Genomic DNA, 26,242 nt, shown 5'->3' with positions numbered 1-26,242 from the left:
AGGAGGGACGAATGCCGAAGGACGGCTGGGAGTTCTGGCGCCTCGCACGTGTCGACGACGGTTCGTTGGAGTGGCTGGCCGGCACGAGGCCTAACGCGCGGGCGACGATTGATCAGCACAAGGTGTGGACGTTGATCCCGAATCGCTCCATATTCGTCGCGAACTGGATCGTGACCGAAGACCACCATCGCGATTCAGGATTCCGGTGGACCCACGAGAACATCGACATTGACGACGCACGGAAGGTTGCGCTGGCTGTTCCCGAGATCGGTGTCGACGAGTTGCAGCGGATCAGCAAACCCGAATCCGAGTTGACACTCGACCAGGTCGACCGCTACTCGGCCGAGAAGGTGCTCGGGAAGCGTGTGGCAGACGCGCTGAGTGATCGGCGGTTCGAGGCAAGGGAGTAGTGGCGAGCCGTGCGCCCATCACTCCGGTGATTGGGCGGCTGCTTCTTTCTTCGCACCGCGCTTCGGGATGAGGTGCATGATCGCCACGACGATCGCGCCGATCACCAATCCCACGAGCGCCGAGACCACTGTCCCCGCGGTCCATGACAGGACGCCGCCGAACCCGTGGGAGAGTTCTGCGAACCCGTGCTCGACGTCGTGCAGACGGTCAGCAGGCCAATGGAATCCGGCTTCGCCGACGTTGACGATCAGGATGTGGCCGCCGACCCACAGCATCGCGGCGATGCCCACCACGGTCAGGGTGGACATGATCTTCGGCATCGCCTTGACCAGGCCACGGCCGATCTTTTGACTCGCCGTCGACTGACGCTGCGCCAGGGCCAGCCCCACGTCGTCCATCTTGACGATCAGCGCAACCACCCCGTAGACGAGTGCGGTGATGAGGAAGGCCACGACGATGAGCACCAGCAACCGCGTCAGGAACGGTTCGGATTCGACCGACGACAGTGAGATCACCATGATCTCCGCCGACAGGATGAGGTCGGTGCGGATGGCGCCATTGACCATCGACTTCTCGAACTCCGGTCCCTTCTCCGCCGCCGGCACTTCGTCGGTGTGGCCGTGCCCATGCCCGCCGCCGAAGGCCTCGTAGACCTTCTCGGCACCCTCGTAGCAGAGGAACAGGCCACCGGCGATCAGCAGATACGGCAGTGCCTGCGGTAGGAACTGACTGAGGATCATCGCCACTGGCAGGATGATCAGCAGCTTGTTTCGGATCGATCCGACCGCGATCTTGCGGACGATCGGCAGCTCGCGGTCGGGGGTGAAGCCGTGGACATACCGCGGCGTGACAGCCGTATCGTCGACGACCACCCCGGCCGCCTTGATACTGGCCTTACCGGCTGCGGCACCGATGTCGTCGATCGACGCCGCAGCCACCTTGGTCAGGGCCACGACGTCGTCCAACAGAGCCACGAGGCCACCGGCCACAGAAACCTCCAGATAGAGAGCACGAGTCACCGATCAGTATGCCCAACGATGAGCCTCCTCGGAGATCTGTCGACGGGGCTCCGGCTGCGCCGACACGTAGCGCCGCAAGCCATCGGAGCATGTCGTACCCCGCTCGTATCTTCGTCGTCATCGGCAGCTGCCGGTCCGCCCATCGACCCAGGAGGACCATGACCACCGAGACGTATGCCGACGATGTCGAGGGATACGACGATCAGATCGCCGAATCCTGGCGCGAGTTCACCGCGGACCTTGCGGCGCGTCTCGGTGATCTGCGGTTCGGTTCGTTCGAGTTCATCGATCTGGCGCACCCTGTCGGCAATCGCGAACAGCTGCTCGTCACCTTTCGCGCCAACCGGGCAGGTCGTGTCCGCGCGACAGTGCCCACGAGTCCGCTTGTTGGCACGCGGCAACCCGACTGGTCACACACGCAGCGGACCTTCGAGGCGCTCGACTGGCGCTACCTCTCCCGCAAGGACGAGTACATCCGGGAGTTCGGCCGCCGGCAGCTGTACCGGGCGGCGGTCCAGTCGATCACCCTGCTGCGCGGCCAATGGGGTGTCACCCATCCGTCGTTCCTGACTCTCACCGACCCGATCAGCACCGTGCATCCGTTCTCGCTCACCGGGTGACTTACAGTGCACCGTGATCTGTTTCTGCCACGGCCGCAATGCGCCGGCAAGGTCGCGCACGGAGTGAGCACCTCAACTGGTGGGGTTCGGCCAGGACCGAGCGACATGAATACGCTGCACGGCAGCCGATTTCGCGCCTACTCGCTCAAGCTTTTCCTGATCTCCATACCGGTCAGCTACATCGGCTTCATGATCGTTTTCTGGGGTGTCGGCGTCCTGCCCCACCGCACACCCGACGGTCCTGGCGTGGCGTCCGGCTTCGCTGTCGTCAGCTGGTGGTACGCCATGTCCTGCTACGTGTGGATTCCCCTCACGTGGCTTGTCGGGTCTCTGGCGACCGCAATCATCCGGCGACGTTCGCCGTAACGGGTCGCGCCGAACGCGACGCTCAGCGCGTCGTCAACTTCCCGTTCGCGAATCTGAAGCCTCGCGCTGCCGACGAGCAGTCGATTCCGCCACGCACCAGGGCGGTGCACGAGTTCGCGGTGCTCGACTCGACGCAAGCCATCTCGCTGGTCAGTGCCCGGCCACAACTGGGTGATCGATGCATCGGCGCCGACATCGGCCGCACCGCCATCGACGCCCACGGCAACGCGATCATCTGCGACAACTACCTCTGGCGCCTGAACCGCGGCGAGCGGCCACGCCATCCCGTGGGCTGACGACCAGACCGCGTGGTCGAACTGCATCCTGCACCATTCCACGGCGGAATGTCGGCAGCGGCTCAACCACTGATCACGACGCCTCCACAGGGCGCCTCCGCGAATGGGGCATGCCCCGGCGCTGGCACGTCCGATCGATGGTTCTGGGGCCGGGTTCGAAACTCCATGGTCAATCCGCACCCGCGACCTTTTATCAGCGAGGTTTGGACGCTTGCTGGATGGAGTCAGTTCCTCATCGAGACAGGGTTACCGCCCGCCGGCGGGCTCTCGTCGTTGATAGAGCTGATTCAACTACTCGGACTACTACCGGTGAGTAGCCGAAACGCAACTGAGCACTAGCTCGATTAACTGTGTGATTTCACATCGAACATTCAACATTTACTCGGTCCGACGGAGAAGTTCTATGAAGCGTTCCACCAAAATCGTTGCCGGAGTCGGCGGGGCCATTGTGGCCATTGGGATCATCTCAGCCCTCAGCGGAGGGTCATCCGATGACACAACAACCAATACAGCCCAGACCAGCACCGTCACCAGCACCACAACGCTGATTTCGACGCCGGAACAAACCCCTGTCGAACCCCCGCAGACACAGTCGACCCCCGTGCCCCCCGTCGAGACTCAGGTCGAGGCACCGCCGACTGAGGAGACTCAGGTCGAGGCACCGACCACTGACGTGGCCGATGAGCCCGAGGTCGCCTCGGGCCAGCGCAACGCACTCAGCAAGGCTCAGGATTACCTCGACATGACCGGATTCAGCTACTCAGGCCTTGTCGAGCAGCTCCAGTACGAAGGATTCTCGACGGCTGATGCCACCTATGCCGCCGACAACTGCGGGGCCGACTGGAACGCGCAAGCAGTACGAAAGGCCAAGTCGTACCTGGACATGTCCGCGTTCAGCCACTCCGGCCTGGTCGAGCAATTGACCTACGAGGGTTTCACCGCGGACCAGGCCGAGTTCGGCGCGACCGGCGCGGGCGTCTGAATGCGTCACGGGAACCGTCGCCAAAAGGCGCGAGCTCCAAAATGGATTGGGAGACGGCCGGATCGCTCATGTTCCAGGAGGCTCCATCTGGGACATGGTCGGCGACCGCCAGCCAGTCTTCGGGCTCCCGCGCATCAGCGCCGACCCTTGCAATACTGTCGTACCCCTCCCCTACTCTGCAGGTGAAAGGTGATTCGCGGCCACCGCGAAGCGCCGCCACTCCACGCGAGCACCGCAACGAACCCCGCGCTCAGCCGCCTTCAAGGGGCGCGCGCGAGCGTGCTCACAGAGAGGAGAAGTCATGTCCGACTTCGATTTAGACGCCACTGTCGACGGTGCTTGGCGTGCGTTTCGCGCCAACCTCGCTGACCGTCTCGCCGGGATGGCCATCGGCAACAGCCACACGGTCGCACAGTCCGAGTTCCCGGAGGGCCCACACGGCGCCATCGCCTTCACGGTCACACGCGCCCACCGGGTGCGGGCAACGGTGGACGCCGGCGACCTGCACACCACGCCCGAGTACCTGCGCGAGCAGTTGGCTGCGATGGTCGGCGCCGGCTGGCGGCTATTGCGCGACGGCCGGCTCATCTACGAGGTCGGGCAACGTCGCGTCGACAAGCTCGCCCAGGTCGCGGTCGACACGCTGCGGGACATCTGGGAGATCGTACACCCGGCCTTCCTCGAACACTCCGGGCCTACGCCGCGGGAGGCCAGCATCGCGGTCGGGACAATCCCGGAGACACAACGTCAGCTGGGGCGTCTGGTGGTCGAGGCCCTCGAGAACATGGCCGGGCAGCGCATCGTCGTCGATGACGACGGTGACATCCCGCTGCCCACCGGGCGGACTCCGTCCTGGCTGCGCGTGCTCGCCGACGAGGCGACCGTCGAGTTCTTCGGGACGGTCGTCGACGTTGTCCCGAGCGGTTCGACGGCAGCCGAGTTCGTCGCCACCGAGGCACCTCGCTGGCCGGGCATCACGCTGGTGCTGCGCCGAAAGACGCTGATGGCGTTCCAGACCATCGAGATGACGGCCTTTCACCGGGAGAACCTGACGGCCGGCCTCGGTCGGTGGTTGCAATTCATGCACGACGAAGCACCACAGATCATTTCGGCGATCACCGGCGCCGAATCCCCCGAACTTTCGCCGCCTCCGGAGGGCGACCTGCTCCCCGATCCGCTGCAGACGCTCATCGTCCTCGACGAGGACGGCAGCACCCTCGACCCCCACGAGGTCGCGGAGATCTGCCGTCACGATCAGTCCGCCATCCTCCGCTACATCCGCACCAGCCAGGAGCAGTACCTGGAGTGGAGCAATTCCGCTGCGGAAGCCGACGCCGCCGACGATGCTGACGAAGCGGCGGCATGCCGACATGAGGAGCAGGCATGGCGCGCGACAACCGCCCAGCTGCGTGCGGCGCTACGGATCGTCGCACTGCGCGGCGACGGCAACATCGCCGACCGTGATCCGCACGCGACCACACAATGAAAGAGTCGACGATGACCGAGACATGGGACAAGATCGTCGCGCATCTGGTCCCCATGGCGTGACAGTCTGCTCCGACACTGAGCCCGTGGCCCACCCTTCCGATCCGCTGACGCTTGGTCAGCAGTTGGTGGCGCTCCTCGAAGGTGGGCGGCGTACCGCAACATACAAACTCGCAGTTCTGATGGCACTGCTGGACCTCAGCGTCGAATCCGTTCCCGACGATCCGGACGCACCCGTCGACATCGACCTCGACGATCTGACCAACCGAGTCGTCGAGCTGTACTGGCGTCAGCTACGACCGCTGGACGGTCACCAACTGCGGCAGTCGAGCGGGTCCTCGCTCATGATTATTGACGCCATCAGTACCCTCCGGGCCGAGGTGACCCATTCTCGACGTATGTTGCCCCTTGCCAGAGTGATGGACTCCGACGCGTACACGACGACACGCCAAAACATCAAACGGCGACTGGTGGCAATGCCTCTCAAGCGACTTCAGAACGTAGGCACAACGACCCCTGAAGAACGCTTCCTCGACGACGACTCCTGGATGGGCACCGGCTCCTTGCGGACGATCGCCGATCACGGCAACAAGCTGCAGCTCTTCCCCGGTGTCTGCACCACCCTCGCCCGTCTCGCCCCACTCCTGAAGCCCACCTTCCAGCTCGCGTGGGTCGACGACGTCCGCCGCATGAACAAGACCCTGCTGGCCGACGGCCCCGACATCGCCGACCAGCTCTTCGGCGCCGACCGCGTCTCCCTGCTCAAAGCCGGCGACGTCCTGGCGAGCGAGTTCGGGCCGCACTGCTTCTACTGTGCGACACGACTGACCGCCACCCGCCACGTCGACCATGTGCTGCCGTGGTCTCGGGTCGGCATCGACGGTCTGGCCAACCTTGTGCTCGCCTGCCCGGCCTGCAACTCCAACGAGTCAGACCTGCTGCCCTCCCCCACGCACGTCGATCGGGCGTTGGATCGTGGCCAACCGCTCCTCGATACGCTCGCCGCCGACATCAACTGGACCAGTCAGTTCGACCGTGTGGTGTCCGCAGCACACGGGCTGTACGCCACCCAGCCTGAGAGCACACCGGTGTGGTTGGGTCGCAAGAACATCGACGTGCTGGGACGAGTTGACTTCGAGTGGCACGCGCACTGAGCCACACGTTCGGGACCACCCTGACCTGACCAGATACTGATGGCGTAGCTCACCTGCTGCAGCCATTTCATTCAACGCGAGAATGTCCCAACCGGCCGCCGCTCGCCGCTGCCTGCCCTCCAGCGACCTACATGGCGCCGGTTCCGGCGACAGCGGCTTCGATAGTCGGGTAAGCACTTTCGGCCCGCATCGGCCCCACGATGCTTCGCGCCGATCCGGACGTCGGTCACGAGTGGACCTGCATTCACCTGAACGACAACGACCCTCCGTGTCAGTTCTGCCGGTATAGGCTCGGCCGCAACAACAACCACGGGGGGATCGATGAAGATGTTGAGCAGAGGCCTGGCCAGTATCGCCGTGACCGGAGCGATCACACTAATGAGCAGCATGGGTGCGTCGCACGCAACTGCTGCACCCACGCCGGCCGCCACTGTCGGAACGCTGACTTGTTCCGTCGCGGTGGAGAATCCGCACTTCTCGAAGGGCGCCGGACAAGCCTACGTGATCGCCAAGGCGCGGGTCAGATGCACCAGCGCCGGCGCCGCTCCGGTCGGCACGCTCTGGGTGACCGGCACTATGTTCGGACCCGGCGTTCCTGAGGTCACCGTTCGATCGTTCCCAGCTCGCGGCGGACTCAACGAGACCATGTACATCCCCGAGGGCCACGGGCTGAATACGGCCGAAGGAAACTACCCGGCTACCGCAGTCGGCACCCTGATGACGAACGGGCAGCCCCCGCTGAGCATCACGCAGGCCTCGCGAACCGCATTCGTGAAGCGTCGATGACACCGCGCGGGATGATGGACCCATGCACATCGAAGCGATGACACCGCAGGCCATCACCCAGGAGCTGGGCGCGCCGTTGTTCTTCGTCTACGACTGGTACCGGCATCCCGCGGACGAGGGCGACCAACGGTCCCTCGCGCGCGGCTACCGCATCAGTGACACAACACTGGATGAGGTGCTCGAGTGGCTCCACCGTGTGCCACCTGTCGATGAGCCAGGGTTCGCGGCCACTTCCCGCGAGCTGTACGCGTTGGTCGAGCGATCGGATCGGCCGGGTGAGTTCGCGGCGGCGCCGTTACTGACGCGGACACTGTGACCGAGTTATTCGTGAGTTCGCGGGCGCGATGAAGGCAGCCGCCGAAGGTCGTGCTCCGGTACCTCCTCGGTGCACAAGACCAGCTTCCTCGTCTCGGTCGAGCGGCGTTCCGACACGGTCGCACACCCCGAGCTGCCCAGAATCGTCTCCGGCACTGCCTGGTTCAACGTTTCGTTCAAGGCGGCCAAGCAAATCACCATCGCCACGCTGTCGTAGGTAGGTGCGGCGGGGCGCAGTAGCGTCCAGCTTCCCCTGTCCGAGCGGTCTCGCGTCGGCCACGCCGGGGCCGATTATCACCGGTGCCTTTACTTTTGGTGCACCGCGGTATCGATCACAACACCGTGCACCAACGGCAGCGACGTCTCAAGTACGTTTCGGCGTTTCGTCCACCCGGACTCCAAGCGTCACGGTCTCGCCGATCTCGACATCGGTGGGCGTAGACACATTCAGCATGGCGTGGATCTCCGCAGGAGTCGCCCACCGCCCCTGGGCATGCCACACCTGCAGTTGCTCGATCGTGGACAGCATCGTGTTGAAATCGACGTTGTACGGGCGGTGCAGCAACCGTCGCGGGCGTCCACGCCTCACCTTCGCAGATTTCAACTCGATCGCGGGGACTCCGTTGCTCATCACGAGGAAGCCGACCGTCGTCGATCCGAAGTCGAACCGCATCCCATCACCGAACTCAACGCCACCATCGTCAATGACAAGCGGGCCACGCTCGCGGTAGCTCACCGTGAGGAGTACCGGCACAAGCGCCACGCCCATCAGTGCTGGCAACAGCATTCGCCCAGCGCCGGAGTATCCGAGAAGGAAGGCACCGATCATCCCACCGGACATGACCCCGCACAACACCGAGATCGTGACCCCTGGGTTCGCATAGAAGCGTTGCCGATACGCCGCGACGCGATCGCACCGCGTCACCAGTTTCGTGCGCAAAGGGGCCTGCGCCGCAACCGGTATGAGTGCCACGCAGACAAACGTCAATGCAACCATTGGAAGTGACATCGCCACTGACCCAACGAACCCCACGACACCGATCCCGACCAGAACGAACAACCCATCCCGCGACGGTCGGTATTCGTATGCGGTGCGCTTGGTCCAGCGCAGTGTGAGAGCGCTGCTTTCATGCTCTGGTTCCATGGGCAGTCAGTGACCTTGGAAGTGCGAGAGGAGACGCGGGCCTCGGGCGGCCCCGTCGGCAGAGCCGTTGGTACGGCCTCGTGTCGCGGCCACAACACACGCAACCACCACAAAGATGGTCACGCGCATTTCAATCCCCCAGCCGAAGGCACCCGTACCCGATCCCCTGAAATCGATTGACCTCGCTCGTTTGATTGCATCGTCCAGATCGTGCATCGCGCTGGCCAGCGACGACAATGCGCCCTCGCCGCCAGCCGGATATGCTTGCGGCACATCGCTCCACGTGCCCGGAACATTCCCGTCGAGAATCGCGCCGACAGCGCTCGACGTCGTGTCGCGTCCGTGGGTGGCGTCGAGACCGTCATCCAAGGATATTGAGAAGGGAAATCGGCCCTCCCACGATCGGTACTCGACCTCATTGCCGATCCCGATCACGGCTGCCACCATGACCGTCTGCAGCGCAACGATTCCCAGCGGAGTGCTCCACCGCTCGAGGAGCAGCAGGGCCCCCGCCGCCGACTTGCTAGACACTGCCGAAGCGACGCAGCTGTGCGAGCAGGTTCGCGCGCACATCTTCGACGATCTGGGTACGCCGCTCATCGGTGAGCCAGCCGCCCCGACCATCGATCTCGGCTTCGAAAGCCTCGTCCACCCGCCGGCGGAACTCGGCATTGCGCGCGTTCTCATCTGTCGCCCATCGACGCAGATCGGCGAGCTCATCGCCGGTGCGCCCCGGATCAGCGTCGGGTTCCGGCGGTGGCGAGGTGAACTCGACGTCAGGGAACTCGATGTTGCGCGCTCGGATGGTTGCGGTGGCGAGGTGATTCAATGCGCCCTGCAGCTTGTGAAGTGCTTCGTCAAAACCAGCCGGGTCCGTCATGGACATGTCACCAGCCCAGTGCCTTGAGGACCTTTTCGGTCTGCGGGATGGCGGACTCGCAGAGATTGGTTTTGTCCAGTTGTCCCATCGGCGCGTCGAGGCTGATCCTGAGCCCGTAACCCTTGGGAGCTCCGGGTACCTGAATGTATGCCTGGCACGTCGCCAGTCCTTCCTCGAACTGTTCGTACGCAGTGCCGCCCCCGACCTGGTAGTTCGACTTGGATGCCGAGATCAGGGCAGTTTCGTTCGTGGGCTTGGATACACCGATGTCCAGCCATCCCCATCCATCCTGGACGGCCCATTTGCATCCGGGAAGCCCTTGAGTGTCTGTCGGTTTCGGGCTGTCAGTGACCTTTCCATTGGTCAACGGCGCGACATCCTCCGGCGACAGCACCGCGCAGATGTCGGCGCCCGAAAGTTGCGTCGGGTTCCCAACCGGCGCTGCCTGCGCTGCTGCTCCCGTCGGAATCTGGGTTGACGACGAGGCGGCGTTGTCAGTCGCGGGGTCGTCGCCGCATGCGACTGCACCCATCGCCACCAGAGCGGTGGCCGTAATAGTCCACGACAGCCTACGAACCAGTTTCACGATGCGTCCTCCCATAGTCGACCCTCCAAGCCCGGGTCGTAAGGCGTGGTTGGCGTGCGCGTTACACGCCCAACGTCAGTTGCGGTGGCCGCGTCCGTGGCAAGCTGCTGATAGCCTTCCACCTCGCCAACGAAGTCAGTGAACGGCTTCAGCTCTTCCTTGACTCTGCCCTCGGCACGACCTTTGGCAAAACCGACCGGATCTTGGCAGAATTCGATGAAAGTCATCAGCGCTTCTATGCCCTGCTGGAGCTCCAGTATCAGCTTCCTGGTTTCCGTGGCCACTTCAAGCAGCAATCTGGTCACCTCAGCGACTGCAGCTGTGGTCCCAACGCCTGGTACGACTTTCGCAGCCAGTTTCAAAGCGCCGGTGAAGCTGTCCACCTTGACGATTCTTGAAAGGCCCTTCTGGACGAGTTCAATGATCGCCTTCGCGGTCTCTTCAAGCTGGTCGGCACACAGTGACAGCCCCTGCTCCACGAGGCGCCCGACGGAGCCTTCCCAGTTGAGACCCTTGACCATATCAACGGAGTAGGTGGTAAACGCGGCTGCTGCCTCTCCATTCCAGTGCTCGTCGACCTCTTTGTGTCCACTCGACAGATCCCCAGCAACCGTGTCGAACGCGCCGCCCGACTTCCCGTATGTCTTGCCGATGCGCTTGAGTTCCATCCAATTGCCGGCCACCGGTTCGAGCGCCTTCTGGATGGGGCTCCAACCGTTCGTCAGGTCCGCGATGAACGAATCGGCGTCAGCCAGCCACCCTGCAGTCTCCTCGATGAGAGCATTCCAGTCCACGCTCTCACTCGGCGGCGGGGCGACATCGATCTCACGAGGTGCAGTCAACGCCCGTGCACCAGGAACATCGTCGACCACGGGTATCCGGATCACCGGATCACTGGTAATGCCGAGCATCACTTCCACAGGCGGGATGAACGGGTTCGTGTTGTATTCCTCGGTACGGGTGTGGGCGATTCCCAGAGCGACTTCGTGGTCGGTGCTGGTGTAGTTCCACGCCGCTTGCTTGAGGTTCACACTGGTCCCGTGCAGCGCCGGACTGAGCGTGCCCTGACGGCGCACTGTCGCGTCACGCAAGGTGTCGACCGGGCCTTTCAGGACGCCCATCAACCCTTTGAACTCGCCCGTGGAGCCCGAATGGCTGCTGACGAGGCTGACCGTCCTGAGGACATTCGCGTTCAGGGCCAGGACGTGATTTCCCAGTCCACTGATCCACTCCGGCTCGGCCTTGAGCACTTCCCCCACTCGACGACCCCCCGATCGCTGTCCCCACCTGCGTATAGATCGGTTCGACCGTAGCAAGTGGATCGACCGACTCGATCAACCGGCGTCGGTCACGTGGATGACTTCGTGTCCGGATGGTTTGGCGTCGCCCAGATCGTGCATCGCGTCGGCCACCGACCTGCTAGACACTGCCGAAGCGTCGCAGCTGTGCGAGCAGGTTCGCGCGCACATCTTCGACGATCTGGGTACGCCGCCGGCTCCGTCATGCGCGTGTCACCACCCCAGTGCCTTGAGGACCTTTTCGGTCTGTGGGATCGCGGACTCGCAGAGTTTCGATGCATCTGCTTGGCCATCAAGTCTCACCCGCAATACGAAGCCCTTCGGTGTATCGGGCGTCTTCACCAGCGCCCGACACGTCGAAAGGCTTGAAGACATCCATTTCCAACGACCCGTAACCGTCGCTGACCGGCCAATCGCATCCAGGTAGACCGCGGTCGTCCGTGGGTTCCGGCTGCTTGGTTACCTCACCATCGGCAAGAGGCGCGATATCTTGCGGAGTGAGCGCCGCGCAGATGTCTTCAGCGGTCAAAGCGGTCGGGCTCTGCACAGGATCTCCGTGAGAAGCGGCCGTCTCACTGTGTCCCGTTGTCTGCTGAGCAGCATCGTCGGGCGAATCATCCCCACATGCAGCTAGCAGCAGCACCACCGACAATGCAGAGATCCCCAGCAAAAGTCTGGGTCCGTACTTCATGGTTCGTCCTCCCAAATTTCTGTGGAGCCCAGCCATATCGTGGCGGGTTGGCCCGGCCACGTCGGCGCGGACGCGTCGCATGTGGAAAGGCCGCAGGGTAATAGCCGAACTCCGATGGGTCCGGCAGCGGCGTGAGAGTTGAGCCGGGAGCGGGCTCCAACGCGTCAACGATGCTCACTGCCCTCCTCCACCGGGACTTCGATCTGCACGGATTCCCCGATCTCCACATCGTCGGGCGGAGTGACGGTGAGCATGGCCTTGATCTCCGCCGGAGTTACACGATGGCCGTGACTGTGCGACGCCTGCAATTGTTCGAAGGTCGAGAGCATGGTGTTGAAGTCAATGTTGTACGGGCGGTGCACCACCCGCCGCCTGCGTGAGGCCTCGCCTGTGGTGTGAGTGAACTCGATCGCCGGCACACCATTACTCAGCACGGAGAAATGAGTGGCCGCAGAATCAAACTCATAACGTGCGCCGTTCCCAAAAATGACCCCGTCGGCACGGACAAGCAGAGGACCGCGGTCCCTGAAGCTGACCACACCCAGCAGCGGCACCAGCACCAGACCGCCGAATGCCGGAATCACCAGTCGCCAAGCCTGCCAATACCCCAACGCGATCGCGGTTATCATCCCGGCCGATATGAGCCCCGACATCACCGCGATGATGAGCACCGGGTTGGAATAGAAGGGCTGACGGTGCACTTCGACTCCGCTGTCCTTAACAACCAACTTGGTCCGGAACGGAACCAGCATCGCGACGGGCAAAAGCACCAACGCGGCGAATCCGAACGCGACCATGGGCAACGACAGCGCCACAGATACAGCGCACCCCACTATAGCCATAATGAACAAACCGATTGCTGATCGGAGCGACGGTTCATAGGCGTACGCCGTGTACCTGGTCCAATGAAAGATGATCTTACGGTTTCCGATACCTAGCGCCACAGCCAGTCAACCCCCTTGAACGTGGCATAAGAGGCGAGGGCGTCCACGACAGCCCACGAACAAGTCTCACGCGTGTCACCACCCCAATGCCTTGAGGACCTTTTCGGTCTGCGGGATGGCTGACTCGCAAGCGTTGACTTTGCTGTCGACCGACCCGTCGACCTTCACTGTCAACAGGAAACCCTCGGGCGTGCGGGGTGTCTGTACCGACGATCGACACATGGAGATGCCCTCCTTTGTATGCCGGTACATCGTGCCGTCACCAACTGGATACTTGCCCGAGACCGTGTTTCCGAGAACGATATTCACATCAACAGGCTTGCTCACAGCCATCTCGAGCCACCCGTAGCCTTCTTGCACCGGTCACTTACATCCAGGCAGACCACGCTCATTGGTGGGCGTAGGTGGATCAGTGACCTCACCATCGGTCAGAGGCGCCACATCTTCCTTGCTGAGCACGGCGCAGAACTGGTCGGGCGTAAGGGCCGTCGGATTCTCAACCGGAGCGTTTGCCCAATCTGTCGCGCTGGTTCCGACGGTTCGCGATGACTGCTCGATATTGTTCGAGTCACCGTCGCATGCGCTCAGAGCCAGCACGGTCACTGCTGCAATAGCAGCGCACGGCAATTTGAGTACTTCCCCCACTCGACGACCCCCCGATAGCTGTCCCCACCTGCGTTTTGATAGGTTCGACCGTAGCAAGGGGGTCGACCGACTCGATCAACCGGCGTCGGTCGCTTGGATGACTTCGTGCCATGGGCGACCGTCAAGTTTCAGCAACCCTTCAGGTCCCATCCCGCACACTCGAATGGACCACCGAGAGCAACCCAGGGAGCCCGGATGAACCGGCACCAGCACGCCCGCATCCTGGCGACCGTCATGCTGACGCCCCTCGCCGCTCTGGCCCTGGTCAACACCCCGGCGGCCTCGGCGGCCGAGGCCGGTCCACCGCCCACCGTCGTGAACCCCGACGAACCAACGACGCCACCCCCACCCGGCGCCATCGTCACAACCTTCGCCGGCAACCAGCTGAAGTACTGCGCGCTCATCTGCCCGCACATCATCGACTTCGTGGTGGACGTACCGGTCGCCATCGTCCGCTCTCCGGGAGTCTTCGCCACAGCCCAGGCACAGACCGGATCAGCCGACCGCGCAACGGGTATCGCCGCCGCATCGATCACTCATCCCGCGAACTCGGCGATGACCGGCATCATCGACAATGATCTGAATCTGGTTCTGCCCCGGGCCCAGAATGCGCTCGAGGTGGCGGTCGTCGAGGGGCTCACCGTCGCCGACACCGTCCGGTCAGGCGCCGCACCTGAGGCCGTCGGTAAAGCCATTGACACCGGGCGGGCGAAGATCGTGGACGCGCTCAACGCGCCGATCGTCGCGAAACCGCCACAGATCGCAGCCCCCACCACACCCGCGCAGGCCGCAGTCCTCGACGCCATCGACGTCGGGTCGGCCGTCCTGTTCCAGGCTCCCGAGCTGCTCATGGTCGGCGCCACCGAAGCCGCAGACATCGCCGCACAACACCTGGCGACCACCGGTGACACCGACGGTGCACGATCGGCGGGTGTCGCACATTTCAACGACACCCTCACCGCCGCGAATGACGTGATTCGCCAGGCAACCACGAACCATCCTGTTCCAGAGCCACTCTCAGCTGAATCCCGACCAGGAAAAGCCGGTTCACACTCCGACTAGTGGCAGATTGTGCTCAGCCGGCCGAGCCACCAGGACGTCGTGCACTACCGAACCGAGCCGTACCCGCCGCCAGAAACTCCCGTAGGCGTTCCCACAAACCGTCGATGCCCGGGGTGCCACCTGGCGGCGTCGGCATATACGTGATGAAGCCCTCCATCTCCGCCGGGTACCCGAAGTCGGTGTAGAGCTGTTCGACAGTCTCTAGTGGCGCGCCAGCGAAGTCGGCGGGGTGCTCCACTACCCACTCTGTCGTGAGGTACATCCATACCGGCTCGGGATCCGGAGTGAGACATCCGATGAGCTCCGGAACACGATCGAGCTCATCGGAAAGCAGCAGCGATAACTCCTCCACAGCAGCCAGCGGTTCAGGGTCAGCGACAACGCTCGTCAACGTCAGAGCGACGACGTCCTCGGCCTCGACCCACAGATTGTCGTAACCCCAGCGAAGTTCAGCGGGCGTAAGCAACACCTTCTGCCCGATAAACCTGGCGGGCAGGCGGAAATCTACGAGTCGATCAGTCATGGTCTGTTGGGTATCCCGTTCAAAGTTCCGTCACGGATGAATCTCTCATGAGAGATTGTCCCATCGGTGTCGATGATCCACTCGAAGCGGCCGGGCACACCGTTGACCTCACCAGGCGTCTGCACGATCGTCCGAGTCACGCCATCACCACCTGTGAATTCAAAGACCTTCCCACTCTTACCGATCTCATCGACCACGTACGACGGAGCGCGATGATCGACGTCACTCTTTAACCCTGAGCCCTTTCGATCGGCACTGGAAATGATGTCCTGGGCTTCCTGGGTCGTCGGCTTGTGACCGCCGGCCGCGAGACTGTCCGGCGCCGGTCTCGCCTGCTCAAGGCCTTCCTCCAGATCGGTCGCGGACAGTTCACTTATCTCATCGAGTTTGGCGCCAGTAGTAGCGAGTGTGTCCTCCTCAGCCGCAGCGGCAAGCAGAGCGCGGTCGATTTGTGCGGCATCAACGGCCCCAGTTATCGCCGCCGCAGCGGTATCGACATCCCGGGCGGACTTCGCCAAAGTAGCTGCGTCAAGCACGATTCCAACGCCAGCGGTGACGAGGTCAGCCAGGATAGTTATCGCAAGGCTGACCGCGATGGCTTCCTCTAGAGTCTGGAGGATCTCCCTGATCTTCTCGCGCAAAGAATCGAGTGGCGCCTTGTGACTATCGCAGTCGGAGGATAGCTGAGTGGCCGACTCGTAGAGATCGTGTGCAGCACGTTCGATCGTTCGGAGATGCGCCAGTATGTCGAATACGTCGGGAGCATCGACACCTCCGAGAGAGTTCATGACACCGCTGATGTCGGAAGCCGCGTGAGCAACGGCTTCGGTCCCATGGAACTGTCTCCACGCTGACGACGCCTTCCCCAGCTTGTCGCTGTCTCCGTCCGGCACATGTACATGAATCTTCACCATCAGCGCAGAAATGCCCGAGACAAGTCCATTGCCGGGGCCACCCGAACTCGGGGCGCCCGCTATGCATGACGCGAAGGGAGGCGGCACCGTAGCAGGCTTGTGGGGTTCGGGCCCCCTGTCGGGACCGCTGTTTGCACGGTAGTTGGCGAGTTCATGGTTATATCCGGCCAATGCCATCAGGCCGCCGAAGTATTCCAGGGTACCGCAAAGTTTGATTGCAGAATCCGTGGCGCTTTGTGCGCGTTTGTCGTAACTCGTCGCCCACTTCTGCGCCGCACCGCTGCTTCCCGACATCGATCCGGTGTCGGATAAACCAGAGATCAGTTTGTTCGACGCGGTCTCAATTCCGTGGGCGATGTCTGTCAGCTTCTTCGCACCGTCGTAGTAGATCTGAGGCTCTACGCGGACGGTCATCAGCGACCTCGGAACATCGTCAGGTTCGCTTTGATCGCGCCAGCATACTGGGAATGTGCATCATTGCTGATGCGTTTCATTTCCTCGACTCCATCCGCAAATTCTGTTGCAGCAGAGATCCATTCCCGATGCGCCGCTCGATGCGCGGTCGCAGCAAGGCCCTCCCATCCGCGCTGGTGGACATGCGCGGCCTTGCGATCAAGTTCCTCAAGTCGCTCGCGCAAGTACGCGTGCAGGTCCGTGAGTCGATGGACAAGGTGGTCGAGTTCGTCTAGATCGACGGTGAACTCCCCACTCATCAGAGTTTCAGCTCAACGAATGTGTCCCGAATATCGTCATCCTGGGCGCGATAAGCATCTGCGCCGGCGCCCAGGGCGTCCGCCAGGGTCTCCAGCACATCGATGATGCGGTTACCACCGTGCCGACACTCGTTCCAACCGGTCCCGAAGCTGTCGGCTGCCGTACCGCGCCACCCACCACTGAGCAAACCGTCAACGTGACCACCGACACTTCCCAGCGCGGTTCGCATCGTTTCCGCGGTGCGCGCCGCGAGCCGCCCCAGTTCCACCACGTCGTCGGGCATCACGGAAAGGTCGGCCTCGTCCCCGTTGCTCTCCATCGGCAGAAAGTATCAAATTCCGGGACTGAACCGAATACACAGCGTCTGTTCTTCGCATTTGCCGCATTAGCGCGGTTTATGGGTCGGCTTGTCGAATGAGTCCGGGAGCCATCACGGGAACGTGCTGGCAGAAACGTCGCTTGCATCACCGACTCCTGCGCTCGGCAGGGTTTGCAGGAGAACAGTTCTTGGCACTTGCGCCCCTGCAACCCTGCGAAGCTCTCCAGCACCGCGGGACCGCGGGACTGGCCAGCTGCCACGACATGCAATATGCGAGGCCCTCCGACGCATGAACGGTTCCGACGTGGCTACTCTCGGCAAACGATGGCACTCCGCGAAAGGACGTCACGATGCATGAAACCGCCTCCACCAGAACTCTGCACGTCAACGGAATCGACCTGTTCGTCACCGAACAGGGTAGCGGTGTGCCCGTCATTCTCTGCCATGGCTTCCCCGGACTCGGCTATTCGTGGCGTCACCAGATCCCCGCGATCGCCGACGCCGGTTGGCATGCCGTGGCCCCCGACATGCGCGGCTATGGCCGCAGCAGCCGGCCCAGCGATGCGAGCGGCTACGACCGCGCCACCACTGTCGCCGACATCGAGGGCCTGCTCGACGCCCTGGACGCCGATCGGGCGATCTTTGTCGGCCACGATTTCGGCGCCGGCCTGACCTGGGACCTCGCCCGCTGGATTCCCGACCGCGTCGCCGGCCTCATCCAGGTGAGCGTCCCCCTCACGCACCGCGCACCCGTCAGCCCCAGCACCATCTATACGGCCATGGCCCGCGACCACTTCCTGCACTTTCAGTATTTCCAGCAGCCGGGGGTGGCCGAGCAGGAGCTCGACCACAACGCCGGGGAATTCTTGCGCCGGATCTTCTGGGCGCTCAGCGACGTCGACCGGTACCTCACCTGCTGGGAGCACCCGTCAGAGGGCAACGGCTACCTCGACGTCCTCCCGCCCGCACCCCCGCTCCCCTGGCCGTGGCTGAGCACCGACGAGTTCGACCACTACGTCACTGAGTTCCGTCGCACCGGCTTCACCGGCGGACTCAACTGGTACCGCGCGGCCGATGCCGTCTGGGAGCAGAACACAGAGATCGGCGATGCCGAGATACACACTCCGACATTGTTTGTCGTCGGCGATCGCGACCCGGTCCTCGGGATGATGGGCCGCGACCCACTCGGCTCCATGAAACAGCTCGTACCGGGTCTGCGGCGCATCGAGACCGTCCCCGGCGCCGGCCACTTCGTGCAGATGCAGGAGCCTGATCGCGTGAACACCGCCATCCTGGAGTTCCTCGACGGTATCTGACGGCGCTACCCGAGAGCCGACGCCACACCCACGCAACCGATCCCCACCGCGATCACGCACAGCAACACCGTCGATGCATGCTCGGCACACCGCGGATTCTCCTGGTAGCGGCGGGCGCGCTGCCGCATGCCGACGCACAGCGAGCACACCAGCGCGCCACTGAGCGCAACGGCCACCACATGCGCCACCGTGTGACCGACCGCCAGCGCACGACAACACAGCAGAAACACACCGACTGCGGTCAGAGTTGTTCGACGCCAGGCCAACAGCGTTCGCTCCGGCTGCAGTCCGGGATCACGCTCGGTCGCCGTCACAGGATCACGACCACCACACAGACCAGCGCGATGGCGCACACCCCGCCGACCGTTATCCGCACGATCGACGCCGGGGGCAATGGATCGCTGCGCCGCATCGCGGACTGCACCCGGCGCCACCGATGAAACGCGCCCAGCGACAACAGGGTCGCCACCACCACGCAGGTCACCGCCAGCACCGAATGGTCGATGTTTCCGGCGCCGCCACCGATCAGTTCGTCGGCGGCGACCCCGGCGGCCAGCAAGGCCAGCGCTGTACGAATCCAGGCAAGGAAGGTGCGCTCGTTGGCCAGCGTGAACCGGTAGTCGGGTTCGGTGTCCTGCACCCCCGACTCCTGCACCCCCGCTTCCTGCGCCTCAGCCTCCGAGACCTGCGACGTCGACTGCTGGCTCACGGGGTGACGATGTTGAACGTGCGGGCGAACGTATCGAGCAGCGCAAACAGCAGATACGCCGGTTCCTCGTCACCGGAGATCTCCACCTGGCCGGCGGCCACCGCGTCGGCCAGTGTCACTGCACCCAACGCCAACCCGGTCAATGCCGCCTTGGGCAGCCGCATCGTGGTATCCGCAGGATCGTCGGGTTGCGCAGGCGTGCAGTTCAATACGCCGTGCACGAGCTCCACGCGTCGGGACTCCCCGGTGTCGGTGAGCTGCACCTGCATCGCGAAGCTCTGCCCACCGGCCTTGGGACCGTTGAGCCGGATGGCCAGATAGTCGAACAGCATGTCGACGGTCATCGCGGCGATCACTTCGCCCGCACCCAAAGCCGCCTCGTCGCTGCGCGCCCCCTCCCGGAGATCCTGGGCACCGGTCAGGTAGAAGTTGCGCCACGGCGCCGATTCACTCTGATAGCCGAGCTGTTCGAGCGCATCGGCCTGCAGCTCGCGCGCGGCCTGGTTGTTCGGCTCGGCGAACACCACATGATTGACCACCTCGGCCACCCACCGGTAGTCGCCGTCGTCAAAGGACTTGCGCGCCTTGTTCAACACGGCGTCGGCTCCGCCCATGAACTCCACATACCGTTGTCCGGCCTCGACGGGCGGATGCGGATGCAGGTGCGCCGGGTTGCCGTCGAAGAACCCGAGATACTTCTGGTAGACGGCCTTCACGTTGTGGTTGAGCGACCCGTAATAGCCGCGCGCTATCCACGAGGTGGCCAGCCCCTCGGGCAGTTCCACCATCTCCGCGATCTCGATCATCGTGTACCCGTGCGCGGCCAGGCGCAGCGTCTCGTCGTGGATGTAGCGGTAGAGGTCACGCTGCTCGGCCAGGAACTCGCACACCGACCGGGTTCCCCACACCGGCCACTGATGACAGATGAACATCACGTCGGTCACCGCGCCGTAGCGCCGCAACGCCTCATCGATGTAGCGACTCCAACCCACCGCGTCCCGGATCTGCGCGCCACGCGGCGTGTACAGATTGTGCATGTGATGAGACACGTTCTCGGCCATACACAATGCCCGCATGTCGGGCAGGTAGAAGTGCATCTCGGCCGGCGCCTCGGAATCCGGGGTGTACTGGAACTCGAACCGCACACCGTCGAGCACCAGTTCCTGGCTGGTCCCCGAGATCACGTCGGTCGGTTCGAGCAGACTCATCTGACCCTTCGACAATGCGATCCCCAGACCCGTCGAGATCACCCCGGCCGCGTCGACCCGCAGGTTCTGCCCGTACATGTACTGGGCGCGGCGCGTCATGGCGTTGCCGGCGTACACGTTCTCACTCACCGCGTGCTCCAGGAAGCCGAGCGGCGCGACAATCCGCACCGCGCCGCCGGCCACGTCGTCGTCGGACACGATGCCCTTGACCCCGCCGAAGTGATCGGCGTGGCTGTGCGTGTAGATGATCGCGCGGATCGGCTTCTCGCCCAGGTGTTCACGCACCAGATCCATGGCCGCCCGGGCACATTCGACCGAGGTGAGCGGGTCGACGATGACGTAGCCGGTGTCGCCCTCGATGACGGTCATGTTGGAGATGTCGAATCCGCGGACCTGGAAGATGCGATCGGCCACCTGGAACAGGCCGTGCGCGGTGTGCAGCTGGGACATCCGCCACAGACTGGGGTTGACCGTGGCCGGCGCATCGCCCTGCAAGAAGGTGAAGCGTTCCAGATCCCACACCACGCGACCGGTGTCGTCGGTGATCACCATCGGATCCAGGGTGGCGATGAAACCGCGGTGTGCGTCGTCGAACGCCCGGCGGTCGTCGAAGGGCAGCTGATCGAGCACCGCCCTGTTCGCGGCGGCGGTGTGCGAGGTGGCGGTCTGGGTGTTGCTGGACAAGAGAACTCCGTTTCGAGAAGAGACAACAGTTACGGGCAGATGCCGCGGTCAGGAGATGGGGGAGCCGGCCGCGATGAGTCGGGCGGTGTCGCGTTCGGGACGGATGAGGGCGATGGCCAGTACCCCGCCGACCACCACGATGACGCCGGTGAGTGCGAACACCACGGTGTAGCCGGAGTGCGGATCGACGCCCGCGTGATCGATGAGGACACCGGCGACGAAGGGGGCGATCACGCCGGCCAGCGAGTACAGCCCGACGAACGCCCCGAGCACGACGCCGCGCTGACCGACCGGCGAGATCTCACTGCACGCGGTGGCGCCGGCGGCGAGCGCCACACCGGACAATCCCAGTCCGAGCGCCATGAACAGCAATATCAGGGCATTCGCGTGCACATAGCCGAACGCCAGGATGCAGACGCCGCCTACTACCACGATGACGCCCGGCATGATGCCTCGCGCAGCGCTGCTCGAACGGCCGTTACGCATCATGCGCTGGGTGGCGAATCCCTGGGCGAGCAAGGCGATCATCCCGACCAGCCACGGCAACGCCGTGAGCGTTCCGGCCGCGGACTTGCTGTAGCCCAGGTCGTCGGTCAAGAACGCCGGCACCCAGGAGATGAGCAGCGCGAGCGACCAGTACGCAGCAAAGGCACTCAGGGCGGCACCGAGCCAGGTGCGCGACGACAAAATCTTGCGCAGCGGCACCCGCACCTGATCGATAGGGCGCACGGCGTCGGCGGTCGACGCCGTGGCCTGTACATCGACCGGGCCGTCGCGTCCCACGAACAACCACACCACGCACCACGCCGCACCGATGACGGCCACGAGCACAAACGCCGACCGCCAGCCGTGCGCGGAGATCATCCACGACAGCACGGGCGCACCGATGATCACACCGATCGACGTCGCGGTACTCACCAACGCCGTCGGCATCCCGCGATCGGCATCGGTGAACCACTTGAAAACGGCGTGCTGTGCCACGCCGAACGCCGGTCCTTCGGCGGCGCCGAGAACGACGCGCGACATCAGGATCACCGTGAATCCCGCCGGACCGATGACCGGCAGCATCGCGACCGACCAGATCAGCGCCAGCACGAGCAGCACCTTGCGGGTGCTGAACCGGTCGGCAAGGTGGCCGACGACCAGCGCCGAGATGCTGAACAGCAGGAAGAACGCACTCGAGATGGTGCCGTATTGCGCGGCGGTGAGCCCGAACTCCGCCCGGATGCTGGTCGCGGCCAGCCCCATCACCGCCTTGTCGGCGAAGTTGATCATCATCAGCACCATCAACATCGCGGTGATGACCCAGGCACGGGTGCCGCCGACCGTCGCCGCACCGGACCGGGCCGGACGGCCGGCGCGGCCCCACCCGCCCGGCTCCGTGACGGCAGGCGGGAGATCCGGCGCGCTGCGCTGCCGGGTGGCCGATTGATCCATCGTGATTCCTTCGAGTTCCTCGTGGTCGCGGGCAGAGAGCTCGGTCGGTGCCTGAGACAGGACCGGATAAGCGACGACGAGGTGGTGCCCGTCACATTCGCTGCTGTGTCACCACGCTATGGTGGGCCCTTGACCATCGCAATATCCGATAATCACAGGTGACCTACCGATGTGATGTGCGATCGCACAATCTTGGAGGCAGGTATGGCCGCTCTGACATCGTCCTCGCCGCCCCCGGGGACGAGTGCGCTCCTGCATCGGCTGCAGCTGCGCGCCAACGACATGATCAAGGAGTCCGCGCTCGACAGCTCCGACGCGCTGCGGGCGTTGCCGTCGGAGATCCGGCTGACCGAATTGCCGTGGGTGACCCGCCGGACGCTGTCGACGGTGTTCCGAGCGCTCGGCGACAATGTGGCACCCAGCGCCCACGAACTGCGCCCCGCCCGTGAGATCGCGGTGCAGCGCGCCGACGAAGGGGTGCCGCTGTCGGTGGTGATCCGCAATTGGCAAGCGGGCTTCCAGCGCTTCTGGACCGAGGCGGCCGCCCTGGCCCGTCCGGAGGAGGGCGCGGAGGTCGCCTACCTGGGCACCGCACTGATCTCGCTGTTCGGCACCTTCTCGGCGACGCTCGTCGACGCCTACGAGCAGGAGCAGATGATCCTCGACAGCGAGAAGAGCAGCGCCGGGCACCTGGTGGCGCGAATGATTCTCGACGGTCAGGAAGCCCGGCCGTATGCCGATCGCTTCCGGATCGAACTGGCCGCCGAGTACCACGTGCTCGCGCTGGCGATCGCGCCGACGACGGACGAGCTGGTCGACGACGCGACCGGCCGGCTGGTGGCCGGGCGGCGCAAGATGCGCTCGATGCTGTCGTTGCCCGAGTTCCGGCGCGCCACGTCGATCCTGACGACGCTGGGCCCGGCGGGCGGTCATCTGCTCCTGCCGGCGGACCCGCACGCCACCGCGTCGACGCTGGCGGCTGCCGCCGAGCTGGTCGAACGCATCCGGTCATCGGTGGGCGTTGCGGTGCGGGCGGGTCTGGTGGAGACGGTGGCGATCGCCGACGTGCCGTCGGCGGGGACGTTGGCGGCCGAGGTGCTGCGCCTGTCGGCGGGACACCGCAGCGAGCGCAGCGTGTACCGGCTGGCCGATGTGGCGCTGGACTTTCAGCTGACCCGGCCGGGCCCGGCCGCCGACCATGTCGGCGCGGTGCTGGCGCCCATCGAGCCGTTCCCGGAACTGATCGCCTTTCTGCAGGAATACCTGCGCTGCGACATGGATCGCGGGCGCACCGCGAGAGCGCTTGGTGTGCACCCGAATACGATCAACAACCGCCTGCACCGGGTGGCCTCGCTGAGCGGAATCGATCCCAGCGGCTTCGTGGGGGTGATGGCCTTCGGTGCGGCACTGACCGTGGCTGCGAGCACGCCCCGCGACGAGGTGTCGGGCGGGTTCACGGGTAAGTCCCGAAAACCGGCCAACCAATCCGGCATTTCCGACGATGATGGAGACCGGACGCGACCGGCGTGACGGTGGTGACGCATCACCGTGACCCCCCGACCGCATTTACGACCAAGGAGTGAATCAGTGCTGAGCACCATGCAAGACGCCCCCCTGTCGATCGCCCAGCTGTTGCACCACGGCAGCACCTTCCACGGCACCGCAGAGGTGGTGACCTGGACCGACGCCGGTGCACGACGCCGCAGCTACGCCGAGGTCGGGCGGCGGTGCGCGCAGCTCGCGCACGCGTTGCGCGGGCTGGGTGTGACCGGTGACGAGCGGGTCGGCACGTTCATGTGGAACAACGCCGAGCACCTCGAGGCGTATCTCGCCATCCCGTCGATGGGCGCGGTGCTGCACACCCTCAACATTCGGCTCTTCCCTGAGCAGCTGGTGTTTGTGGCCAACCACGGCGAGGACCATGTCATCATCGTCGACGCCACTCTCGTCCCGTTATTGACGCCGCAGCTCCCACAACTGACGACGGTGAAGCACCTGATCGTCACCGGCGACACGGACGGGATCGACGCCCCCGACGGCATGCAGGTGCATTCGTACGACGCGCTGCTCGCCGACCAGCCAGAAGAGTTCGACTGGCCCGATGTCGACGAACGGTCGGCCGCGGCAATGTGTTACACGTCCGGCACCACCGGCGACCCGAAAGGCGTTGTCTACTCCCACCGTTCGATCTACATGCACTCGATGCAGGTGTGCATGACCGATGGGCCGGCACTCAAGCAGGGCGATCGTGCGCTGGCGGTGGTTCCGCAGTTCCACGCGATGTCATGGGGACTTCCGTACGCGGCGTTCATGATCGGCGCATCACTGATCATGCCCGATCGGTTCCTCCAGCCCGAACCCCTGGCCGCACTGATCGAAGCGGAACGACCCAACTTCTCCGCCGCGGTGCCGACCATCTGGCAAGGGCTGCATCAATATCTGGAGCAGCACCCGCAGGACATCTCGTTCATGCACGACGTCCTCATCGGCGGGTCCGCGGTGCCGCCGTCGCTGATGCACACCTTCGACAAGGATCACGGCGTCCAGGTCTTGCACGCGTGGGGAATGACGGAGACGTCGCCGCTCGGCTCGGTGGCACGTCCGCCTGCCGATACCGAGGGTGAGGAGCGGTGGCGCTACCGCTACACCCAGGGCCGATTCCCGGCGTCGGTGCGGGCCAGGCTCGTCGACGACGACGGCCAGGTGGTGCCCAACGACGGCGAGAGCATCGGCGAGCTCGAGGTTCGCGGACCGTGGATCGCCGCCTCCTATTACGGTGTCGACGCGCCGGACAAGTTCCAGGACGGCTGGCTGCGCACCGGCGACGTCGGATCCATCACTCCCGACGGGTATCTAACCCTCACCGACCGCACCAAGGACATCATCAAATCCGGTGGCGAATGGATCTCGTCGGTGGATCTGGAGAACGCCGTCATGGGGCACCCGGACGTCATCGAGGCCGCGGTGATCGGCGTGCCGGATCAGAAGTGGGACGAGCGACCACTGGTCGCGGTGGTCCTGCGCGAGGGCTCCGACGCCACCGCCGACACTCTGCGGGAGTTCTTGTCCGACAAGGTCGCCAAGTGGCAGCTCCCGGAGAACTGGACCGTGATCAACGAGGTGCCGAAGACCAGTGTCGGCAAGTTCGACAAGAAGCGTCTGCGGTCGCAGTACCAGGAGGGGGACCTCGACGTCACGCGGGTCTGAGGCTAGAGCACCATCCGAAAGGCGCGCTGATGGAGTTGTTCGTCGCAATCTGCGGGTACGTCGGGGCATGGTTGCTCGTGGCCGGCCCGATGTATCAGGGGGCGCTCGAGTTGAGCGAGGAGAAGATCGACCGCGGAACGATCCGAGAGCAATCACTGGCGATTCCACATCAGGAGCGGGTGTCCCCGTGGTGGTGGCTATTGCCGCCGGTGGCTTATGTGCTCATTCATCGCGCGCAGGAGGAGTGGCGACAACAGGTGACGGCGGCCCTGACGCTGGAACAGCGGGAGCAGTTCGTGTCGTATGCGAACAAAGCCACGGGCTGGTTCATCGTCGGGGCCGGTGCCGCCCTGATCGGCATCAAAGAGGCCTTCGAGCTCGTCGAGGCGCTCGAGTGGCCGGGGTGGGTCACAATCGTGCTGTGTGTGGTGGCCGGGCTTATGGCCATCGGATACACGACCGGCCGTATGCATCGCACCGATCATGTTCTGCACACGGAGGACTCGGCCTGAGGCTACGCTCTCGGC

General features: G+C 64.1%; 31 protein-coding genes. 14 read left to right on the top strand and 17 right to left on the bottom strand.

Features of this window, described 5'->3' with window-relative positions:
* Nucleotides 1-11: 11 nt before the first annotated feature.
* Nucleotides 12-410, top strand: coding sequence for a hypothetical protein (locus ACPXCG_RS17790; protein WP_425793337.1), 399 nt, complete (start codon nucleotides 12-14; stop codon nucleotides 408-410).
* A gap of 18 nt (nucleotides 411-428) precedes the next feature.
* Here the strand turns inward: ACPXCG_RS17790 and ACPXCG_RS17785 are convergent, their stop codons facing one another.
* Entirely contained in the window at nucleotides 429-1,400 is a 972-nt protein-coding gene (locus ACPXCG_RS17785; protein WP_425793484.1) for a DUF808 domain-containing protein, read from the bottom strand.
* A gap of 188 nt (nucleotides 1,401-1,588) precedes the next feature.
* Here ACPXCG_RS17785 and ACPXCG_RS17780 point away from each other — a divergent pair, with 188 nt between their 5' ends.
* The 8 genes from ACPXCG_RS17780 to ACPXCG_RS17745 all read left to right on the top strand — a co-directional run bounded on the left by ACPXCG_RS17780 (nucleotide 1,589) and on the right by ACPXCG_RS17745 (nucleotide 7,651).
* Nucleotides 1,589-2,050: a TY-Chap domain-containing protein gene (locus ACPXCG_RS17780; protein WP_425793336.1), complete on the top strand. Its 462-nt coding sequence runs from the start codon at nucleotides 1,589-1,591 to the stop codon at nucleotides 2,048-2,050.
* A 299-nt stretch (nucleotides 2,051-2,349) separates the two neighbouring features.
* Nucleotides 2,350-2,712: a hypothetical protein gene (locus tag ACPXCG_RS17775; protein WP_425793335.1), complete on the top strand. Its 363-nt coding sequence runs from the start codon at nucleotides 2,350-2,352 to the stop codon at nucleotides 2,710-2,712.
* A gap of 403 nt (nucleotides 2,713-3,115) precedes the next feature.
* A complete protein-coding gene (locus tag ACPXCG_RS17770) occupies nucleotides 3,116-3,694 on the top strand; it encodes an Ltp family lipoprotein (protein ID WP_425793334.1) in 579 nt (192 codons plus the stop codon).
* 301 nt (nucleotides 3,695-3,995) lie between these two features.
* The gene (locus tag ACPXCG_RS17765; protein WP_425793333.1) at nucleotides 3,996-5,180 is read left to right on the top strand and encodes a TY-Chap domain-containing protein; all 1,185 of its coding nucleotides are present in this window, start codon (nucleotides 3,996-3,998) and stop codon (nucleotides 5,178-5,180) included.
* A gap of 85 nt (nucleotides 5,181-5,265) precedes the next feature.
* Nucleotides 5,266-6,333 carry an HNH endonuclease gene (locus ACPXCG_RS17760; protein WP_425793331.1) on the top strand — a complete coding sequence of 356 codons (1,068 nt, stop codon included), beginning with the start codon at nucleotides 5,266-5,268 and terminating at the stop codon, nucleotides 6,331-6,333.
* A 321-nt stretch (nucleotides 6,334-6,654) separates the two neighbouring features.
* The gene (locus tag ACPXCG_RS17755) at nucleotides 6,655-7,119 is read left to right on the top strand and encodes a hypothetical protein (protein WP_425793330.1); all 465 of its coding nucleotides are present in this window, start codon (nucleotides 6,655-6,657) and stop codon (nucleotides 7,117-7,119) included.
* Nucleotides 7,120-7,141: 22 nt separating this feature from the next.
* On the top strand, nucleotides 7,142-7,435 hold the full coding sequence (locus tag ACPXCG_RS17750) for a hypothetical protein (RefSeq protein WP_425793329.1): 294 nt from the start codon (nucleotides 7,142-7,144) through the stop codon (nucleotides 7,433-7,435).
* A 69-nt stretch (nucleotides 7,436-7,504) separates the two neighbouring features.
* Nucleotides 7,505-7,651 (top strand): hypothetical protein, encoded by a 147-nt coding sequence (locus tag ACPXCG_RS17745; protein WP_425793328.1) that lies wholly within the window; start codon nucleotides 7,505-7,507, stop codon nucleotides 7,649-7,651.
* Nucleotides 7,652-7,798: 147 nt separating this feature from the next.
* Here the strand turns inward: ACPXCG_RS17745 and ACPXCG_RS17740 are convergent, their stop codons facing one another.
* From ACPXCG_RS17740 to ACPXCG_RS17705, 8 genes are all read right to left on the bottom strand, one after another.
* Nucleotides 7,799-8,263, bottom strand: coding sequence for a hypothetical protein (locus tag ACPXCG_RS17740; protein WP_425793327.1), 465 nt, complete (start codon nucleotides 8,261-8,263; stop codon nucleotides 7,799-7,801).
* A gap of 321 nt (nucleotides 8,264-8,584) precedes the next feature.
* On the bottom strand, nucleotides 8,585-9,013 hold the full coding sequence (locus tag ACPXCG_RS17735; RefSeq protein WP_425793326.1) for a hypothetical protein: 429 nt from the start codon (nucleotides 9,011-9,013) through the stop codon (nucleotides 8,585-8,587).
* Nucleotides 9,014-9,101: 88 nt separating this feature from the next.
* Nucleotides 9,102-9,458 carry a hypothetical protein gene (locus ACPXCG_RS17730; RefSeq protein WP_425793325.1) on the bottom strand — a complete coding sequence of 119 codons (357 nt, stop codon included), beginning with the start codon at nucleotides 9,456-9,458 and terminating at the stop codon, nucleotides 9,102-9,104.
* A gap of 7 nt (nucleotides 9,459-9,465) precedes the next feature.
* Nucleotides 9,466-10,059 carry a DUF3558 family protein gene (locus ACPXCG_RS17725; RefSeq protein WP_425793324.1) on the bottom strand — a complete coding sequence of 198 codons (594 nt, stop codon included), beginning with the start codon at nucleotides 10,057-10,059 and terminating at the stop codon, nucleotides 9,466-9,468.
* Complete coding sequence (locus ACPXCG_RS17720) at nucleotides 10,041-11,294, bottom strand: hypothetical protein (RefSeq protein WP_425793323.1); 1,254 nt, start codon at nucleotides 11,292-11,294, stop codon at nucleotides 10,041-10,043. Before ACPXCG_RS17720 ends, ACPXCG_RS17725 begins: the two co-directional genes overlap by 19 nt.
* Nucleotides 11,295-11,634: 340 nt before the next feature.
* Nucleotides 11,635-12,033 carry a DUF3558 family protein gene (locus ACPXCG_RS17715; protein ID WP_425793322.1) on the bottom strand — a complete coding sequence of 133 codons (399 nt, stop codon included), beginning with the start codon at nucleotides 12,031-12,033 and terminating at the stop codon, nucleotides 11,635-11,637.
* 164 nt (nucleotides 12,034-12,197) lie between these two features.
* Entirely contained in the window at nucleotides 12,198-12,848 is a 651-nt protein-coding gene (locus ACPXCG_RS17710; protein ID WP_425793321.1) for a hypothetical protein, read from the bottom strand.
* Nucleotides 12,849-13,052: 204 nt separating this feature from the next.
* The gene (locus ACPXCG_RS17705) at nucleotides 13,053-13,310 is read right to left on the bottom strand and encodes a hypothetical protein (protein ID WP_425793320.1); all 258 of its coding nucleotides are present in this window, start codon (nucleotides 13,308-13,310) and stop codon (nucleotides 13,053-13,055) included.
* Between the two features lie 507 nt (nucleotides 13,311-13,817).
* On the opposite strand from ACPXCG_RS17705, the gene ACPXCG_RS17700 reads away from it, so the two are divergent.
* Nucleotides 13,818-14,684 carry a hypothetical protein gene (locus tag ACPXCG_RS17700; RefSeq protein ID WP_425793319.1) on the top strand — a complete coding sequence of 289 codons (867 nt, stop codon included), beginning with the start codon at nucleotides 13,818-13,820 and terminating at the stop codon, nucleotides 14,682-14,684.
* Nucleotides 14,685-14,697: 13 nt separating this feature from the next.
* Here the strand turns inward: ACPXCG_RS17700 and ACPXCG_RS17695 are convergent, their stop codons facing one another.
* From ACPXCG_RS17695 to ACPXCG_RS17680, 4 genes are read right to left on the bottom strand one after another with little or no spacing between them, the layout of a single operon-like run.
* Complete coding sequence (locus tag ACPXCG_RS17695; protein WP_425793318.1) at nucleotides 14,698-15,207, bottom strand: DUF2247 family protein; 510 nt, start codon at nucleotides 15,205-15,207, stop codon at nucleotides 14,698-14,700.
* On the bottom strand, nucleotides 15,204-16,535 hold the full coding sequence (locus ACPXCG_RS17690; protein ID WP_425793317.1) for a hypothetical protein: 1,332 nt from the start codon (nucleotides 16,533-16,535) through the stop codon (nucleotides 15,204-15,206). The genes ACPXCG_RS17695 and ACPXCG_RS17690 overlap by 4 nt, the downstream gene beginning before the upstream one ends.
* Nucleotides 16,535-16,834, bottom strand: coding sequence for a WXG100 family type VII secretion target (locus ACPXCG_RS17685; protein WP_425793316.1), 300 nt, complete (start codon nucleotides 16,832-16,834; stop codon nucleotides 16,535-16,537). The genes ACPXCG_RS17690 and ACPXCG_RS17685 overlap by 1 nt, the downstream gene beginning before the upstream one ends.
* Nucleotides 16,834-17,154 (bottom strand): WXG100 family type VII secretion target, encoded by a 321-nt coding sequence (locus ACPXCG_RS17680; protein ID WP_425793315.1) that lies wholly within the window; start codon nucleotides 17,152-17,154, stop codon nucleotides 16,834-16,836. Before ACPXCG_RS17680 ends, ACPXCG_RS17685 begins: the two co-directional genes overlap by 1 nt.
* Before the next feature lie 350 nt (nucleotides 17,155-17,504).
* On the opposite strand from ACPXCG_RS17680, the gene ACPXCG_RS17675 reads away from it, so the two are divergent.
* Nucleotides 17,505-18,470, top strand: coding sequence for an alpha/beta fold hydrolase (locus ACPXCG_RS17675; RefSeq protein ID WP_425793314.1), 966 nt, complete (start codon nucleotides 17,505-17,507; stop codon nucleotides 18,468-18,470).
* Between the two features lie 5 nt (nucleotides 18,471-18,475).
* Here the strand turns inward: ACPXCG_RS17675 and ACPXCG_RS17670 are convergent, their stop codons facing one another.
* Genes ACPXCG_RS17670 through ACPXCG_RS17655 form a run of 4 tightly spaced genes read right to left on the bottom strand, consistent with a single transcriptional unit; the run spans nucleotide 18,476 to nucleotide 22,508 of the window.
* Nucleotides 18,476-18,784: a DUF202 domain-containing protein gene (locus tag ACPXCG_RS17670; protein ID WP_425793313.1), complete on the bottom strand. Its 309-nt coding sequence runs from the start codon at nucleotides 18,782-18,784 to the stop codon at nucleotides 18,476-18,478.
* A complete protein-coding gene (locus tag ACPXCG_RS17665; RefSeq protein ID WP_425793312.1) occupies nucleotides 18,781-19,179 on the bottom strand; it encodes a YidH family protein in 399 nt (132 codons plus the stop codon). Before ACPXCG_RS17665 ends, ACPXCG_RS17670 begins: the two co-directional genes overlap by 4 nt.
* On the bottom strand, nucleotides 19,176-21,071 hold the full coding sequence (locus ACPXCG_RS17660; protein ID WP_425793311.1) for an alkyl/aryl-sulfatase: 1,896 nt from the start codon (nucleotides 21,069-21,071) through the stop codon (nucleotides 19,176-19,178). Before ACPXCG_RS17660 ends, ACPXCG_RS17665 begins: the two co-directional genes overlap by 4 nt.
* Before the next feature lie 48 nt (nucleotides 21,072-21,119).
* Nucleotides 21,120-22,508: an MFS transporter gene (locus ACPXCG_RS17655; RefSeq protein ID WP_425793310.1), complete on the bottom strand. Its 1,389-nt coding sequence runs from the start codon at nucleotides 22,506-22,508 to the stop codon at nucleotides 21,120-21,122.
* Between the two features lie 204 nt (nucleotides 22,509-22,712).
* Between ACPXCG_RS17655 and ACPXCG_RS17650 the strand changes: the two genes are divergently transcribed.
* Genes ACPXCG_RS17650 through ACPXCG_RS17640 form a run of 3 tightly spaced genes read left to right on the top strand, consistent with a single transcriptional unit; the run spans nucleotide 22,713 to nucleotide 26,227 of the window.
* Nucleotides 22,713-24,038 (top strand): PucR family transcriptional regulator, encoded by a 1,326-nt coding sequence (locus tag ACPXCG_RS17650; RefSeq protein WP_425793309.1) that lies wholly within the window; start codon nucleotides 22,713-22,715, stop codon nucleotides 24,036-24,038.
* A gap of 57 nt (nucleotides 24,039-24,095) precedes the next feature.
* Nucleotides 24,096-25,715: a long-chain fatty acid--CoA ligase gene (locus ACPXCG_RS17645; protein ID WP_425793308.1), complete on the top strand. Its 1,620-nt coding sequence runs from the start codon at nucleotides 24,096-24,098 to the stop codon at nucleotides 25,713-25,715.
* A 29-nt stretch (nucleotides 25,716-25,744) separates the two neighbouring features.
* Entirely contained in the window at nucleotides 25,745-26,227 is a 483-nt protein-coding gene (locus ACPXCG_RS17640; RefSeq protein WP_425793307.1) for a hypothetical protein, read from the top strand.
* The last annotated feature ends 15 nt before the right edge of the window (nucleotides 26,228-26,242 follow it).

This window comes from Gordonia sp. DT218 (genome assembly GCF_049847105.1).
Classification (GTDB): Bacteria; Actinomycetota; Actinomycetes; order Mycobacteriales; family Mycobacteriaceae; genus Gordonia.
This window is presented reverse-complemented; position numbering and strand designations above follow the sequence as displayed.